The 15,544-nt window shown below is 64.4% G+C and carries 15 protein-coding genes; 2 read left to right on the plus strand and 13 right to left on the minus strand.

All coding sequences use genetic code 11. The features are described 5' to 3' along the window. Nucleotides 1–3 precede the first annotated feature (3 nt). From GSQ88_RS31535 to GSQ88_RS31565, 7 genes are all read right to left on the minus strand, one after another. The gene (locus GSQ88_RS31535) at nt 4–420 is read right to left on the minus strand and encodes an endonuclease domain-containing protein (RefSeq protein WP_159011974.1); all 417 of its coding nucleotides are present in this window, start codon (nt 418–420) and stop codon (nt 4–6) included. Nucleotides 421–486: 66 nt separating this feature from the next. Beyond that, nucleotides 487–1,422 (minus strand): glycine--tRNA ligase subunit alpha, encoded by a 936-nt coding sequence (locus GSQ88_RS31540; RefSeq protein WP_159011975.1) that lies wholly within the window; start codon nt 1,420–1,422, stop codon nt 487–489. A 554-nt stretch (nt 1,423–1,976) separates the two neighbouring features. Next, a complete protein-coding gene (locus tag GSQ88_RS31545; protein ID WP_159011977.1) occupies nt 1,977–2,168 on the minus strand; it encodes a hypothetical protein in 192 nt (63 codons plus the stop codon). Between the two features lie 226 nt (nt 2,169–2,394). After that, the gene (locus GSQ88_RS31550; RefSeq protein WP_159011979.1) at nt 2,395–3,306 is read right to left on the minus strand and encodes a S49 family peptidase; all 912 of its coding nucleotides are present in this window, start codon (nt 3,304–3,306) and stop codon (nt 2,395–2,397) included. Between the two features lie 78 nt (nt 3,307–3,384). Then, nucleotides 3,385–3,624: a hypothetical protein gene (locus tag GSQ88_RS31555; RefSeq protein ID WP_159011981.1), complete on the minus strand. Its 240-nt coding sequence runs from the start codon at nt 3,622–3,624 to the stop codon at nt 3,385–3,387. 47 nt (nt 3,625–3,671) lie between these two features. Next, on the minus strand, nt 3,672–4,463 hold the full coding sequence (locus tag GSQ88_RS31560; RefSeq protein WP_246785168.1) for a tRNA1(Val) (adenine(37)-N6)-methyltransferase: 792 nt from the start codon (nt 4,461–4,463) through the stop codon (nt 3,672–3,674). After that, nucleotides 4,456–4,683, minus strand: coding sequence for a putative signal transducing protein (locus tag GSQ88_RS31565; RefSeq protein WP_159011985.1), 228 nt, complete (start codon nt 4,681–4,683; stop codon nt 4,456–4,458). The genes GSQ88_RS31560 and GSQ88_RS31565 overlap by 8 nt, the downstream gene beginning before the upstream one ends. 156 nt (nt 4,684–4,839) lie before the next feature. Here GSQ88_RS31565 and GSQ88_RS31570 point away from each other — a divergent pair, with 156 nt between their 5' ends. After that, nucleotides 4,840–5,850, plus strand: a complete 1,011-nt coding sequence (locus tag GSQ88_RS31570) for a polyprenyl synthetase family protein (protein WP_159011986.1) — start codon at nt 4,840–4,842, stop codon at nt 5,848–5,850. Nucleotides 5,851–5,874: 24 nt separating this feature from the next. Here GSQ88_RS31570 and GSQ88_RS31575 read toward each other — a convergent pair whose 3' ends face one another. The 3 genes from GSQ88_RS31575 to GSQ88_RS31585 form a co-directional block, all read right to left on the minus strand. After that, on the minus strand, nt 5,875–6,774 hold the full coding sequence (locus GSQ88_RS31575) for a 4-(cytidine 5'-diphospho)-2-C-methyl-D-erythritol kinase (protein WP_159011988.1): 900 nt from the start codon (nt 6,772–6,774) through the stop codon (nt 5,875–5,877). Between the two features lie 27 nt (nt 6,775–6,801). Then, nucleotides 6,802–8,622 carry a tetratricopeptide repeat protein gene (locus tag GSQ88_RS31580; RefSeq protein ID WP_159011990.1) on the minus strand — a complete coding sequence of 607 codons (1,821 nt, stop codon included), beginning with the start codon at nt 8,620–8,622 and terminating at the stop codon, nt 6,802–6,804. 395 nt (nt 8,623–9,017) lie between these two features. Next, nucleotides 9,018–10,676, minus strand: coding sequence for an electron transfer flavoprotein-ubiquinone oxidoreductase (locus GSQ88_RS31585; protein ID WP_159011992.1), 1,659 nt, complete (start codon nt 10,674–10,676; stop codon nt 9,018–9,020). Between the two features lie 149 nt (nt 10,677–10,825). Here GSQ88_RS31585 and GSQ88_RS31590 point away from each other — a divergent pair, with 149 nt between their 5' ends. Further along, complete coding sequence (locus GSQ88_RS31590) at nt 10,826–11,647, plus strand: uracil-DNA glycosylase (RefSeq protein WP_159011993.1); 822 nt, start codon at nt 10,826–10,828, stop codon at nt 11,645–11,647. A gap of 202 nt (nt 11,648–11,849) precedes the next feature. Here the strand turns inward: GSQ88_RS31590 and GSQ88_RS31595 are convergent, their stop codons facing one another. The 3 genes from GSQ88_RS31595 to GSQ88_RS31605 form a co-directional block, all read right to left on the minus strand. Then, a complete protein-coding gene (locus GSQ88_RS31595) occupies nt 11,850–13,358 on the minus strand; it encodes a glycosyltransferase family 39 protein (RefSeq protein WP_159011995.1) in 1,509 nt (502 codons plus the stop codon). An 87-nt stretch (nt 13,359–13,445) separates the two neighbouring features. Beyond that, on the minus strand, nt 13,446–14,189 hold the full coding sequence (rnhB, locus tag GSQ88_RS31600) for a ribonuclease HII (protein ID WP_159011997.1): 744 nt from the start codon (nt 14,187–14,189) through the stop codon (nt 13,446–13,448). A 211-nt stretch (nt 14,190–14,400) separates the two neighbouring features. After that, nucleotides 14,401–15,544, minus strand: a 1,144-nt coding sequence (locus GSQ88_RS31605; protein WP_159011998.1) for a PA0069 family radical SAM protein, incomplete at its 5' end; no start/stop codon positions are given.

The following is a 15,544-nucleotide window of genomic DNA, read 5'->3' on the forward strand; positions in this document are numbered from 1 at the left end:
GTTCTACTTTCCACCCTCCCCTTGAGGGGGAGGGTCGCCTGCCATCGGCAGGCGGGGTGGGGTGACAGCGGTCGCGTCATGGATCGCTTCCATGACAGCCTCGGTCTTGTTCATCACATCGTTGTTCCAAAATCGCATCACGCGATAACCTTCCGAATTCAGCCAGCGCGTTCGAACTTCGTCGCGGTGAAGACCTTCATCGCTTCCATGTTGCGAACCATCGACCTCGATGATGAGACGCTGCTTCAAACAGGCAAAGTCCGCAACATAAGGTCCGATCGGCACCTGTCTTCTAAAATGGCTTCCTGTCAGCTCAAGGCGCCGGAGATGGCGCCAAAGGATGTCCTCGGCAGCCGTGGTGTTGGCCCTCAGCGCTTTCGCGGTCTTGTGCTTGAAGTCGCTGATTGGCCTCTTTGCCATTGAACTGCTCCACCCCACCCCGCCGCTTCGCGGCGACCCTCCCCCTCCAGGGGAGGGTGAAGTTCACTAACCCGCCCTGCCCGCTTCGGTGTGGACCCAGGCTTCGCCGCAGGCTTTTGCGAGTTCGCGGACGCGCAGGATGTAGCTTTGGCGTTCGGTCACCGAGATCACGCCGCGGGCATCCAGCAGGTTGAACGCGTGGCTCGCCTTGATGCACTGATCGTAGGCCGGCAGCGCCATCAGATGTTCTTGTCGATTGCTGCCACTCTTCCACCCGGCTTCGAGATATTTCTTGCAGGCGCCTTCGGCCATCTTGAACTGCTCGAACAACATCGCGGTGTCGGCAACTTCGAAATTGTGCCGCGAATATTCCTGCTCGGCTTGCAGGAACACGTCGCCATAGCTGACCCGCTCGGCGCCGTCGCGGCCATTGAAGTTGAGATCGTAGACCCGGTCGACACCCTGCACATACATTGCCAGACGCTCGAGCCCGTAGGTGAGCTCGCCGGCGACCGGTGCGCATTCGACGCCCGCGACCTGCTGAAAATAAGTGAACTGCGACACTTCCATGCCGTCGCACCAGCATTCCCAGCCCAGGCCCCACGCGCCGAGCGTCGGGCTTTCCCAATCGTCCTCGACGAAACGAATGTCATGCAGCGCGGAATCCAGACCGATCGCGGCCAGCGACTTCAGATAGAGCTCCTGCAGGTTCGGCGGCGACGGCTTCATGATCACCTGGAACTGGTAATAATGCTGCATGCGGTTGGGATTTTCGCCGTAGCGGCCATCCTTCGGCCGGCGCGACGGCTGCACATAGGCGGCCTTCCACGGCTTCGGCCCCAGCGCGCGCAATGTCGTGGCCGGATGGAAGGTGCCCGCGCCCATTTCCATGTCGTAGGGCTGCAGGATCACGCAGCCCTGATCCGCCCAGAACCGCTGCAAGGCGAGAATAAAACCCTGGAACGAACGTTCCGGGCGCATGTGGGGAGGTATCTCGTCCATCGTCCGATTCGAAATCTCTTGAGAGGGCTGGTTAGGAGCGCGGGACCGTATCGGCGCAGGAACCGGGAATCAAGGCGATGTGGGGTGGGGATTCGGGCGCGACACAGCGGCAACTGAAGCAAGAACGGTGAGCGCATCTCCTCTTCACCCTCCCCTGGAGGGGGAGGGTCGCTTGCGCTTGCAAGCGGGGTGGGGTGGCGACGCAGCAGATGACGATGGCTGACGCCTCTTACCCTCGCTTCGCCACCCCACCCCGCCTCACATCTCGCTGCGCTCCATGTGAGCCGACCCTCCCCCTCCAGGGGAGGGTGAAACGCGATCTTGCGCGTTGAGACCAAATTAACCATCCCGGCAACGCTCTGGCCGGCGAAATGGGATCGTTAGCGATTGGCGGGTTATCACGACAAAACTTCGAAATGCCATAGTTTATGTGACAGTTCGAAGAAGGGTTCGCGTCACAGCGCACCCGCCTCCAAGCTTGCTCGCCGGTCTCGTCAGAGGTCATGCCCGGCCCCGAGGCCGGCGCAAGTGATTCCGGGGTTGCGGTAGCGGGTCTAGCCAGGCCGATAGGCGCCGGTGACCGGATCCTGCCGCAAGGTCGGAATATCGTGGGATCGCGCGGCTTGCGCGGCGCGTGTCAGCCGCGCCTCTTCCAGCTCCTGATTGACCTGAAGGGCTGTCCGGTAAGCCCAGCGAACCACGGCGAGCCCACCCAGGAAGCCCGCGAATACGACAAGCGGCGGCATCGGTCGATCCTCTTGATTCATGCGCACGCCCCCAATGCCTGCATTGTCGCGCAGGCCGGGCCGGCCTGCAATCGCCTTGAGCGGGACTAAATGGCGCAATCACAACGCCGTTAGCGCAAGTCTTCTCCCTCCCCCCTTGCGGGGGAGGGTTGGGGTGGGGGGGTGGCCACAAGCTCAGTGCTTGGAGACCCCCACCCCCGACCCCTCCCCGCAAGGGGGAGGGGAGCTAGAAGCCGAATTTGGCCCAAATCGCCCGGGTTTCCAGCGCCGAGATCAGCTCGTCCGGCAACCCTGAAAACCCTTCCAGCGAGACCATCGCCCCGGCACCGGCCGATTTCCGCCCTAAAAGGCCCGACAGCATGCCCGATGCGGGCGCGATCACCGGGGTCTTGACCTTGTCGCCATAGCGCGCGCGCAAGGTCGAGCGCAGATCGCCGATCGCATCCGCCAGCCCCAGCGAAATCGAGGTCTCTCCGGCCCAATACTCGCCGGTAAAAACCACGTCATCAGCGCCGGTGATCTTGCTGCCGCGGCTTTGCTTGACCAGCGCGATGAAGATCGCGTGGATCTCGCGCTGGAGCGCCTTGACGCGCGCGACATCATCGGGGTTTTCCGGCAGGAACGGATCGAGCATCGCCTTGTGGGCGCCCGCCGTATAGAGCCGGCGCTCGACGCCGATCTTCTTGATCAGTTCCTGAAATCCAAAGGATCCGCCGACCACCCCGATCGATCCCAGGATCGAGGAGGGATCGCAGAAGATCTCGTCGCCGGCGCAGGCGATCATGTAGCCGCCGGAGGCCGCGACGTCCTCGACGAACACCAGCACCGGCAGCTTCTTTTCCGCGGCGAGCTGCCGGATCCGCAAATAGATCTGGCGCGATTGCACCGGCGAGCCGCCGGGCGAATTGATCACCAGCGCGACCGCTTTGGCATTCTTGGTGGCAAAGGCCCGCTCGAGCACCCGGGCGACGCCGGCGAGCGACATGCCGGGCCGCAGCGGCGTCACCGCGCCGATCACCCCGGATAGCCGGACCACCGGGACCACCGCGGTTCCAGGTCGAAAACGCTCTGGAACCAGCGCCTTCAGCCGGTCGATCAGGCCCAGTGCCCCGCGCGGGTTGCCCGTTTGGTCGGTCATTGCATTACCTCAAAGTTAACCATTCTTTATCACGCCGATGTCATTGAAAGGGTGGAACGCCTTTTGCAATGCAGCTGTTTAATAGGGCTGTAAGAAGCAGCGGAGAAACGCATGAAAATCTACCTGTTGTTGCTGCTGATGAGCGCCCTTTTGACGGCGGTCCACTTCACCTCCGCCCCGGAACAGCGCTCGAAAACGCTCCCCCAGTAAAGATTTGGCTCCCAGTAAAGATTTGCGCCCAGAAAAGATTTGCTCCCAGTAAAGATTTTCCCACCACGATTGATCCAAACCGATGTGCGCGATGATCCCGTTGCGCATGTGTTTCTGCTCAAAACTTGAGCGCCGCTCGCAGCTATTTGCTGCGTTCAGGGCAGCCCCAGTAAAACCCCCTTGCCGGCCAGAATTTCCTGCACACGCTCGTTGGGCGCGCCTCGCTCGTCGTTGAGCATCAGCCCGGCATGAAGCCGGGTCGGCGCCCTGCCGCCCTTGATGGCGCGAATGATCAGGCGGATCGCGGGCGCTGAGGGCTCGCCATGGACCGGCAGGATGGCGAGGCTGCCAAAGCCGCGGTCGAGCGCCGCCAGCACCTCGGCAATTCCATCGGCGCGCCAGATCAGGGTCAACGCCCCGCCGGACTTCAGCGTGCGCCGCGCCGCGTGAATCCAGGTATCCAGCGTCGCCTCGGTCGCGACATGGGCGATCTCGCGGGCTTTATCCGGCGAGGCGCGGTGCCGCGCGGGATCGTTGAAGGGCGGGTTCATCAGCACGACATCGGCACTGTCGGGGGCAAGCCCTGCGGCTGTGAAGGCCTCGATGCCGGCGCTGACATCGAGCACGATGGTATCGGCCACAATCGCGTTCGAACTGGCATTGCCGCGCGCCAGCTGCGCCAGCGCCGCATCGATCTCGACCAGCACAAGCCTTATATCAGCGACGCGCCGGGCCACCGCGAGACCGGCGGCGCCGACGCCGGCGCCGAAATCAACGACCCGATGGCCTGGTTGGGCCGGCGTCGCCGCGGCCAGCAGCATGGCATCGTGGCCGGCGCGATGGCCGGATCTGGGCTGCCGCAGCCGCAGCTGGCCGCCCAGAAAGGCGTCCTCGGTGCATTCGGCCTCGATAGATCCCTCCCTTAATTCGCCCTGCGGTTCAGTCATCGGCCCGCAGTTCGTGAGACAGGCCGGCGTCGCTGAGAATCTGGCGGGCCTCGCGGTTGTCGTCCTCATGGACCAGGATCCGGCGCGGCAGCACCCCGAGCGAGCCCTCGATGATGCTCATGTTCTGGTCCAGCACCAAATGATGGATGTTGGCGCCGTCCAATAGCGCCCCGACCGCCGAAACCAGCACGATATCGTTGGTCCGAACCAATTCCCGCAATTGACATTTCTCCTTTGTGGACCCGGGCTAGAAGGCGGATGGACCCGGGCCAGAAGGCGGCGTGGCGGAAGTCCCCGCACCGCGCCCTTGCCGCGTTCCACCGCAGTTTCTATTGTATCTGAGGATAATCCCTCTTGGGCAAATGTGGAGACCGGCGTGGCGGTTATTGTACCCTTCGAGAGCCCTGCGGGGGCGTCGATCGAGCGGCTGGTGGCGCTTGTCGCCGCCGACATGGAGCGCGTCAACGCCACCATCCTGTCGCGGACCGGCTCGGAAGTGACCATGATCCCCGAGGTCGCCAACCATTTGATCTCCTCGGGCGGCAAGCGGCTGCGCCCGATGCTGACCCTGGCGATGGCGAGCCTCACCGGCTATTCCGGCGACGGCCACATCAAGCTCGCGGCCTCCGTCGAGTTCATGCACACCGCGACCTTGCTGCATGACGACGTGGTCGACGAAAGCGAATTGCGCCGCGGCAAGCTATCGGCGCGGATGCTGTGGGGCAACGAGGCCAGCGTGCTGGTCGGCGATTTCCTGCTCGGCCAGGCGTTTCGCATGATGGTCGAGGTCGGCTCGCTGCGCGCGCTCGACATCCTGTCGTCGGCTGCCGCCACCATCGCCGAGGGCGAAGTGATGCAGCTCGCCGCGGCCAAGAACACCGCCACCACCGAAGACGAATATCTCGCGGTGATCCGCGGCAAGACCGCCGAATTGTTCGCCGCCGCCTGCGAGGTCGGGCCGGTGCTGGCCAACCGCCCCAAGGCCGAGCAGACCGCCTGCCGCTCGGTCGGCATGAATCTCGGCATCGCCTTCCAGCTCGTCGACGACGTGCTGGATTATGGCGGCAAGGCCGCCAAGCTCGGCAAGAACATCGGCGACGATTTCCGCGAGGGCAAGATCACGCTGCCGGTGGTGCTGGCGTTCCGCCGCGGCAATGACAGTGAGCGCGCGTTCTGGGTCAAGTCGCTGGAGCGCGGCGAGATCGGCGAAGCCGACCTCGATCATGCGATCGGCCTGATGACCAAGCACCGCGCGCTCGAAGACACCATCAGCCGCGCCCAGCATTACGGCGCGATGGCGGTCGATGCGCTGGCGCTGTTCCCGGCCTCGCCGATGAAGACCGCGCTGGAAGAAGTCGTGGCGTTCTGCCTGGCGCGGTCGCATTGATGAATTAAGCGCGGCGTCGCGCGCTCAGCTCAGCGTTCCCGCATGCACCCACCATTCGGGGTGATCGCGCCGGATCGCATCGGCCGCGCGGCCGGCATCGGCGGTGTTCTCGTAGAGCGCAAAACACGTCGCGCCCGAGCCCGACATCCGCGCCAGCCAGGCCCCGTTGGTCGCCGCCAGCGCCGAGATCACCTCGCCGATGATCGGCTGGATGCGGGTCGCCGGCCCTTCCAGGTCGTTGGAGCTTGCCGCCAGCACTTCGACCCAGTCTTCGACCGAGGCGCCGGCCTGCGGCCATGCGGTGCCGCGCAGAACATCGGTGGCGCCGACCAGCAATTGACCGTTGCGCAACCCGAGCGCGTTGAACACATCCTTGGTCGCCACCGGAACGCGCGGGTTGACCATCACGCATGGCATGATGGGCAGGCTGAGCGGCAGCAAGCTCTCGCCGACGCCGGTCATGTCGCAGGGGCGCGACGCCAGACACACCGGAACATCGGCGCCGGTCGCCAACGCCACCGCGTGCAGCCGCTGGTCGTCGAGCGCAAGGCCGTTCAGTTGCGCCAGCAAGCGCAGCGCCGCCGCGGCATCGGCCGAACCGCCGCCGATACCGGCTGCGACCGGCAGCACCTTGTCGAGCGTGAAGCTGCCGACCTTGAGGTCGGGCACGCGCTCGCGAAGCAGATGCGCCGCCTTGATCACGAGATTATCCGACGTCGCGCCGCAGGCTTCCGCCAGCGGCCCGGTGGCGACAAGCCCAAGCTCGGGCCCCGGCGTCAGCGTCAAATGATCGGCGCAATCGGCGAACGCCACCACGCTTTCGATGTCGTGATAGCCGTCGGTACGGCGCCCAATAACCCGCAAGGTCAAATTGACCTTGGCGCGCCCATCTTCAGATAATGCCTGTTCAATCAAAGCCTGCATCGGCGGTACGCTCCCGAACCGCTTCGATCAGCCGCCCTTATCGACGTCCTTGCCGTCCTCTTTTTTCTTGTCGGCCGGGGTCTTGTCCGCGGACGACGCCGAGGTATCGCTCGACGAGGCGATGTCGGGCAGGCCGTTGGCGATCTTGGCTTCGATCTTCGGCAAATCGTCCGGCTCGGGCTTGAGGTCCTTGGCATGCGTCCACTGGAATTTGGCTTCCAGGGTGCGGCCGACGCGCCAATAGGCATCGCCGAGATGGTCGTTGATGGTGGGATCCTCGGGCTTCAGATCGATCGCGCGCTCGAGATTCTTCACCGCTTCCTCGTAATTGCCGATACGGAAATAGGCCCAGCCCAGCGAGTCCACGATGTAGCCGTCATCCGGGCGCTGATCGACCGCCCGCTTGATCATCTTCATGCCGTCGTCGAGATTGATGCCCTGATCGATCCACGAATAGCCGAGATAGTTGAGCACGTGCGGCTGATCGGGCTGCAGCTCCAGCGCCTTCTTCATGTCGGCTTCGGCCTTGGGCCATTGATGCGAGCGTTCCTCGCAGATGCCGCGGTAGTAATAATAGACGGTATTGGCCTTGTCGTTCGGATCCGGCAGGGCATCGATGCCCTTGGAGTAGGTTTCCGTGCAGTCGCTGAACTTCTTGCGGCCGCGCTCGACATTGCCGAGCGCCATGATGGCCTCAAGATCCTTGGGCGCCTCGGCGGTGACGCTCTTGAGGATCTTGATCGCCTCGTCGCTGCGGTCGGCGGCGTCCAGATCGGTCGCGAGCTGGATTTGCGCGTTGCGCTTCAGCGGCGAACTCGCCGGCACCCGCTCGTAGACCTTGATCGCCATCGCCGGCTTCTTCACCGACTCATAGAGATCGGCCAACGACAGCAGCGCCAGCGGATGCGTGGGCTCAAGATAGAGCGCGAGCTGCAGATAGACCAGCGCGAGGTCTTCGCCACCGCGGCGGGTCAGCGTCGCGCCGATGCCGTACAGCGCCTCGGCAGCACCCGCCTGCGGCGAATCGACCAGCGGCGGCAATTTCTTGCCGGCCTTGGTTTCGCGCAAGCCCTCCAGCACCAACGGATGGCGCGGCAGCTTCTTGTCGAACGCCTCGTAGATCGCGGTTGCCGCGGCGTCGTCCTTGTTGCGCGTCAACCAGCGCGCATAATCGTCGGCCACCCGCAGCATGGAATCGTCGAGCTTGTAGGCCCGCTCCAGCCGCACGCCGGCCTCCTTGTCCTTGCCCGCCAGCTCCAGGATCATCGCGGCGTGCATGTCCTTGAACAGCGGATACCATTCCGGGCCGGTCAGCTTGTCGATATTGGCGACCGCCGTCTTGGTGTCACCGGCGCCGTAGCTGGCCCAGGCCGACAGCAGCGTCGCCACCAGATCGGTGATCGGTCCGCGTATCGACTGGTTGATGTTGACCTGCGCGCTCGGGTATTTCTTCTGCTTGAGGTCGCGCACGCCGACCACCAGGCGGGCCACCCGGTTGGATTTGTCGATCGTCAAAATCCGGTCGGCGAGCTTCACGGCGTCGTCGATATCGCCGTCGGCGACCGACGAGATGAACGCGCGATCGAGCAGTTCATTGTTCTTCGGATCGCTGCGCAGCGCCGAGCGATAGAACGCCGCCGCCGAATTGGCGTCGCGCTCGACGCTGGCGTGGCGGGCGGCCAGATAGCTGCCCGACGTGGTCAAGGATTTCATATCCAGGCTGGAGGGAAACTGCGCCGAATTGTCGGCCTGATGATCGGGCGTCTGCGCCGAGAGCGAGCCGGGCACCGCGAGGATCGCGACGGAGAGCGCGGCATAGGTCCAGCGATTGAAACGGTTGGAAAGCATCACGGTTCGCCTAGCTCCAGGATTTTGTGGCGGGATGGTACGGACAGTCTCGAAGGCGAAGCTTCATCGTCGGCATCAAGACCTGATCGTCGGCATCAAGACCTGCGGGCCTTTTGAGCAAGGCCCCTGACCAAGATGGGCGACAATGCCGCGTTTGACGTTCAACCGCAAGGATAGGGCCGCTCAATCGATTGGCATTGCGACCGCGACGACCAGCATTTTATCAGCAAATTCAACCAGTGATGCCTCAAAGCGCTTGCAGTGTGGCGTTATCGTGGCCTTCGGCCGCAGCCAAACGCCCGGGCCGATCCGGCCCGAAGCCGCCCACCAGTTGTTTGACGGGTTTTCCGGCTGCGAGAACCCCACGTGCCCCGGGCGGCCTCACGCAATCGTGGTCACATCGCCTCGTAATTGGGACCGCCGCCGCCCTCCGGCGGGACCCAGGTGATGTTGCCGTTGGGATCCTTGACGTCGCAGGTTTTGCAATGGACGCAATTCTGGGCGTTGATCTGGAACCTGGGGCCTGAGGTTTCCTCGACCCACTCGTACACGCCGGCCGGGCAATAGCGGTTGGACGGCCCGGCATAGACATCGTGCTCGGAGGTCTTTTGCAGGTTGATGTCGGCGACCCTCAGATGGACCGGCTGGTCCTCTTCATGGTTGGTATTGGACAGGAACACCGACGACAATCTGTCGAAGGTGAGCTTGCCGTCCGGCTTCGGCGGCGCGATCGGCGCATGGGCCTTGGCCGCATCCAGCGTCTTGCGGTCGGGCTTGGCATGCGACAGGGTTCCGAACAGCGAGAAGCCCAGCGTGTTGCACCACATATCGAAGCCGGAGAGTGCCATTCCGAGCATGGTGCCGAACTTCGACAACATCGGTTTGGCATTGCGGACCGGGTACAAATCCTTGCCGATGGCAGACGAGCGCCAGGCATTCTCATATTCAATCAGTTCGTCATTGACGCGCCCGGCGCCCAGCGCCGCCGCAACATGCTCGGCCGCCAGCATCCCGCTGCCCATCGCGTTGTGTACGCCCTTGATACGCGGCACATTGACGAACCCCGCCGCGCAACCGATCAGCGCGCCGCCGGCAAAACTCAATTTCGGCACCGATTGATAGCCGCCCTCGGTGATGGCCCGCGCGCCATAGGCCAGCCGCTTGCCGCCTTCGAACAGCGGGCGGATCGCCGGATGGGTCTTGAAGCGCTGGAATTCGTCGAACGGCGAGAGATAAGGATCGTCGTAATTGAGATGCACGACAAAGCCGACCGCGACCTTGTTATCGTCATAGTGATAGAGGAACGAGCCGCCACCGGTCGTATTGTTCAGCGGCCAGCCTAACGTATGCTGCACCAGGCCCTTCTGGTGCTTGGCGGGATCGATCTCCCAGACTTCCTTGAGCCCGATGCCGAATTTCGGCGGTTCGCTGTTGGCATCGAGCGAAAATTTGGCGATTAACTGCTTGGTCAGGCTGCCGCGCGCGCCCTCGGCGAACAGCGTGTATTTGCCGAGCAGTTCCATGCCGCGCGTGAACGAGTCCTTGTGTGAGCCGTCTTTCGCGATGCCCATGTCGCCGGTCGCGATGCCGCGCACCGCGCCTTTTTCATCGTACAGCACCTCGGCCGCGGCAAAGCCCGGGTAAATCTCGACGCCCAGCGCTTCGGCTTTCGGCGCCAGCCAGCGGCAGACATTGCCGAGCGAGCCGATATAGCAGTGATGGTTGTGCATCAGCGGCGGCATCGCGAAATTCGGCAGCCGAAATGCGCTGCGCGCCGTCGCCCAATAGAAGCGATCGTCCTTGACCTGGGTCTTCAGCGGACAGTCGGCGTCCTCGCGCCAGTCCGGAACGAGCTTGTCGAGCGCCACCGGATCGATCACCGCGCCGGACAGGATATGCGCGCCGACCTCGGAACCTTTTTCCACCACGACGATGGTCAGATCGGCATTGAGCTGCTTCAGCCGGATCGCCGCCGACAGGCCAGCCGGCCCGGCGCCGACGATGACAACGTCGAATTCCATGGATTCGCGCGGCGGAAGTTCTTCAGTGCTCATGATCTGATCTCAGCCCGATATCGAGAACGCATCTAAAGACCGTTTGTTTCCGATTTTTCGACTGATAACAACCATGGAAATACCGCTTCGGGTGTTTCGTCATGGCGCAATGCATCCTAAGCTGGATTGATGTCGCAAAGCTTCCGCCCATGACCCCCGAACCGGCCCCTACCATCAAGCAATTGCTCGCCTTTTATCTGGAGGCCGGGGTCGATTGCGCGCTGGCGGACGAGGCGGTCAACCGGCTGTCCGACCCTGCCGCCGTCGCCGCCCCGGCGGCAAGCGAGCCGGCGCTCCCCCAACCGGTCAGGCCGCAGCCGGCCGTGATGCCGGCCCCGCGTGGCGAGGTCGCAGCGGCGCCGGAGGCTGCGATCGCCTCGGCGCGGGACGCCGCGCGAACCGCGCCTTCGCTGGAAGCGCTGCGGGCGCTGTTGGAAACATTCGACGGCTGCGCGCTAAAACATACCGCGACGCGGCTGGTGTTCTCCGACGGCAACCCGCAAGCCCGCATCATGTTCGTCGGCGAAGCGCCGGGCCGCGACGAGGACATCGAAGGCCTGCCGTTCGTCGGGCGTTCCGGCAAGCTGCTCGACCGCATGATCGCGACGATCGGACTCGACCGCAGCAAGGCCTATATCGCCAACGTGATTCCATGGCGGCCGCCCGGCAACCGCACCCCGACGCCGCAGGAGACGCAAATCTGCCTGCCGTTCATCCAGCGCCAGATCGAACTGGTGAACCCGGACGTGCTGGTCACGCTCGGCAATCCCTCGACGCAGACCTTGCTGCAAACCCGCGAGGGCATCATGCGCACCCGCGGCAAATGGCTCAACTACGACACCGGCACGCGCACCATCCGCGCCATCGCCACCTTCCATCCGGCCTATCTGCTGCGCTCGCCGTCCTACAAGCGGATGACCTGGCTCGATCTGCGCGCGATCGCCAAGGCGCTGGAGCAGACAACTCCGTAGGGTGGGCAAAGCGCAAGCGTGCCCACCATCACGAGCAGCGCATCAAATGGTGGGCACGGCGCCAGAGCGCCTTTGCCCACCCTACGATTCTTCGATCCAGACGATCTCAGACCTCATCTTGAGGGGCTGCGAAGCTATCTCCGACGTCATCCCGGAGGTGAACGCAATTGCGTTCATCCCGGGGATGACGGCCGAGATAACTTCACGGCCCCTTCGGCCGGACGATGGCCCAGCCGATCCGCAGCAGCGGTTGCCTGCCGTTGACCAGCCGATCGAAGGCTTGCGGCACTTCCGGCACCAGGCCCGGAAAAAGCTGCACAATATCGGCCGGCGGCCGGCCGTCGGTATCGGAGGCGCGCCAGACCACGACGCCGCCGGTCCGGTTGAATTTTTCCATCGTCAGCCACGGCGTCCGTTCCGGCGTCTTGTCGAGAAACAGATGCGGTCGGCCGTTGTCGAGCGAGACCAGGCTGGCAATCGTGGGATCGCCGGCCACCGCGCGCAGCCGCTGGTTGGTGCGCCGCTCAAAACTGTCGCCGAAGAATCGCGCGATCGGTTTGGCCGGCAGCGAGGTCGCGGCCTCGCCGCCGCCGGTCCAGGGCAGGAAAATCGTCGTCACCAGGACCGCGAGCGCAGGCACCGCGATCGCAGCGGCCCAGACCGTGCGCAGCACGCGTTGCCGCCGCACCTGAATGAGATCGCCGGCCGCCACGATCACCGCCAGTCCCGACATCGACAGCGCGATGCCGGCGCCGCCGACCACGCGGTCAAGATCGAACAGCCCCGCTACCAGGCTGCCGGCCAGCGCCGGACCGATCGCGAAGAAATAGACAAAGTTGCGGGCCACCGGCTCGACCGGCGGCCGGAAGATAATCGGGGCATCTTCGCCGTTGCGCGCGAACCAGCCGGTGTCGAGCACCACCAGCAGCACGATGCCGGACATCGCCAGCAGCAGGCCCCCGAGCAGCCGCCCCCAGTGCAGCGCCCGTGCATGCAAATCCGACAGCGCCGGCCAATGCGGCCACATCAGGGTGTCGGCGCGGATCAGCCAGACCAGATAGGGCAGCGTCAGCACCACGATCACCAGCAGCGCAAACAGCGGATCGAACGATTTCAGCGTGCGCCGGCCGCGCGCGGTCGCGAGCGCGAAGGCCGCGACCAGCAGCAACAGGCCGATCGCCGCCGAGGTCGTCAGCAACAACAGCCCGGCTTCGATCGACCAGGCAAACCACGCATTGCGGCGGCCCTGCCCGATCAGTTGCCAGGAATGCAACAGCAACAGCGCCCACAGCGGACGCGCCAGCACCAAGGGGCCGAACTCGACGCCGGGTGAACTGAAGGCCACCACCGTCATCGTCAAGAGGATCGCAAGCACCGCCTGTTGTCCGCCGACCACGGCGCGCGCCAAGAGATAGAGCGACCAGAACGTCGCGACCGCGCAAAGCTGCGCCAAGAGGTAGACGCCGAAGATGTGGTTGCCCGCGGCGCGAAACGCGATGTCGGCGAGCCAGAACGCCAGCGGCGGACCGAGATCGGTGCCGACCTGGTATTCCCGGCCATAGGCCAGCACGGTTGCGAGATCACCGGGCGGGCTTCGATACAACAACAACGGCAGGATCAGCCACAACGCCGCCTGCGCCAGCACCACGATCCAGACCACCAGCCGCGGCCGGGCGCGGATCAGTTCGATAATCAGCGAGGTGAAACGCATGAACCGCCCGGAATGCCCCAATCGAACGGCCGCCCTGTTCGATCCCGAACGTGTGATAGAGCGCGTCAGCCGCCGAGGCAACCGGCGTCAGATCGCCGCCAAAATCTCGACCTCGACCGCGCTTTCCGTCGCTTCTCGGCCAGTATCGATCGTCATCGCCTGATGTCTTGCCCGGGCGGCGGCCACCGGCGCGAAGAACCGGCGGTGATGCGCGGTGGGGCCGAGCAGATTCAGCGCCCGCAGATGCTCCGGCACGCCGTAGCCCTTGTGCTGCTCGAAGCCATAGCCCGGACAATCCTGCGCCAGCGCGCACATCAGGCGGTCGCGGGACACTTTGGCGACGATCGATGCCGCCGCGATCGACAGCACCAGGCCGTCGCCGCCGATCACGGCGTCGCAGTCGCACGGCGTATCGAGCTTGTCGCGGCCGTCGACGAACACGTGCTTGGGCATTTCCGGCAGCGCATGGACCGCGCGCGCCAGCGCCCACAGCGAGGCCCGCAGGATGTTGTCCCGATCGATTCGCGCCGGCGAAGCAAAGGCGACCGCAAACGACGCCGTCGTGCAGATTTCCTCGAACAGCTCCTCGCGGCGCTCGGCCGTCAGCCGCTTGGAATCATCGATGCCCTTGGGGATCCGCTTCGGATCGAGCACCACGGCTGCTGCCACCACCGGGCCGGCCAGCGGACCGCGCCCAGCCTCGTCGCAGCCCGCGACCGGCCAGACCCCGCGCTTGATCAGCGCGCGTTCGCGGCGAAAGCTCGGCGGCGCCACCGCGATGACGCCCTTGGGCAGTTTGGCCGGATCTTTTTCAGGGACTTTGCGAATCATGCGGCAAGGTTGCGCAAGCGGGGCATACCGCGCAACCGGGAACCGTGAGGAATTCCCGCTATTCAGCTTCGCGCAAAAACTTCGCGTCGTCCCGGCGAAGGCCGGGACCCATAACCCCTGGCGCTTCTGTTGCAGGAACGCGTCTACCACCATGCAAAAACGAGAGGCCACGGCGTATGGGTCCCGGCCTTCGCCGGGACGACGTGAGCAATTAAAACAAGCTCAATTGCTGCCCGCCGCGCTCCGGCCGGATGAAATGATCGGTGGTCAATTTCGAGCGGCGTTTGTTCAGCCCGAGTTTTTCGCAGGCGATCTCGAAGCGGCGGCCGATCATCCAGGCCATCGGGCCGGTGCCCTTCATCCTTGTGCCCCATTGCGAATCGTAATCCTTGCCGCCGCGCATGTCGCGGATCAGCGTGAAGACGTGGCGGTAGCGGTCGGGATAATTCGCCATCAGCCATTCGCGGAACAGATCGCGCACTTCGAGCGGCAACCGCAGCAGCACGTAGCTGGCCTCCTTGACGCCGGCATGGGCGGCGGCGTCGAGAATCCGCTCGATCTCGGAATCGTTCAGCGCGGGGATCACGGGTGCGACCATCACGGTGGTCGGAATGCCCGCTTCCGACAATTGCCTGAGCGCCTCCAGCCGCCTCGGCGGCGTCGATGCCCGCGGCTCCATGGTGCGCGCCAGCTTGGCATCGAGCGAGGTGACCGAGATCGCCACCTTGGCGAGATTGCGTTTGGCCATCCGCGCCAGAATGTCGATATCGCGGGTCACCAGCGCCGATTTGGTGACGATGCCGACCGGATGCCCTGATCGTTCCAGCACTTCGAGAATGCCGCGCATGATTTTCCGTTCGCGCTCGATCGGCTGGTAGGGATCGGTGTTGGTGCCGATCGCGATCATGCGCGGCTCGTAATCCTGCGCCGCCAGTTCCTTTTCCAAGAGCGCCGGCGCATCGGGCTTGGCGAACAGCATGGATTCGAAATCGAGCCCCGGCGACAGCCCGAGGAAGGCGTGGGTTGGCCGCGCGAAGCAATAGACGCAGCCATGTTCGCAGCCGCGGTAGGGGTTGATCGAGCGGTCGAAGCCGATATCGGGCGATTCGTTGCGGGTGATGACTTTTCGCGCGGTGTCGAGGCCGACGGTGGTCTTGAACGGCGGCAATTCGTCAAGGCTCTGCCAGCCATCGTCGAACGCAACCCGGGCTTCGGCCTCAAAACGGCCGCTGGCGTTGGATTGCGCGCCGCGGCCGCGCCGCCGCTCGCGATCGATCGCAACCGCCAATTCGGGAAAAGGGGAAGATACACCCGCCGGCTCGGAGGGCGCCGTGACCGGCGGGGGGTTGAGGGGA

The organism is Bradyrhizobium sp. S69 (genome assembly GCF_009766005.1).
Taxonomy (GTDB): Bacteria; Pseudomonadota; Alphaproteobacteria; order Rhizobiales; family Xanthobacteraceae; genus Bradyrhizobium.

Coding starts and splice junctions, on each gene's coding strand:
- GSQ88_RS31535 (WP_159011974.1), bottom strand. CDS start 420: ATGGCAAAGAGGCCAATCAGCGACTTCAAGCACAAGACCGCGAAAGCG.
- GSQ88_RS31540 (WP_159011975.1), bottom strand. CDS start 1,422: ATGGACGAGATACCTCCCCACATGCGCCCGGAACGTTCGTTCCAGGGT.
- GSQ88_RS31545 (WP_159011977.1), bottom strand. CDS start 2,168: ATGCCGCCGCTTGTCGTATTCGCGGGCTTCCTGGGTGGGCTCGCCGTG.
- GSQ88_RS31550 (WP_159011979.1), bottom strand. CDS start 3,306: ATGACCGACCAAACGGGCAACCCGCGCGGGGCACTGGGCCTGATCGAC.
- GSQ88_RS31555 (WP_159011981.1), bottom strand. CDS start 3,624: ATGCGCAACGGGATCATCGCGCACATCGGTTTGGATCAATCGTGGTGG.
- GSQ88_RS31560 (WP_246785168.1), bottom strand. CDS start 4,463: ATGACTGAACCGCAGGGCGAATTAAGGGAGGGATCTATCGAGGCCGAA.
- GSQ88_RS31575 (WP_159011988.1), bottom strand. CDS start 6,774: ATGCAGGCTTTGATTGAACAGGCATTATCTGAAGATGGGCGCGCCAAG.
- GSQ88_RS31580 (WP_159011990.1), bottom strand. CDS start 8,622: ATGCTTTCCAACCGTTTCAATCGCTGGACCTATGCCGCGCTCTCCGTC.
- GSQ88_RS31585 (WP_159011992.1), bottom strand. CDS start 10,676: ATGAGCACTGAAGAACTTCCGCCGCGCGAATCCATGGAATTCGACGTT.
- GSQ88_RS31590 (WP_159011993.1), top strand. CDS start 10,826: ATGACCCCCGAACCGGCCCCTACCATCAAGCAATTGCTCGCCTTTTAT.
- GSQ88_RS31595 (WP_159011995.1), bottom strand. CDS start 13,358: ATGCGTTTCACCTCGCTGATTATCGAACTGATCCGCGCCCGGCCGCGG.
- rnhB (WP_159011997.1), bottom strand. CDS start 14,189: ATGATTCGCAAAGTCCCTGAAAAAGATCCGGCCAAACTGCCCAAGGGC.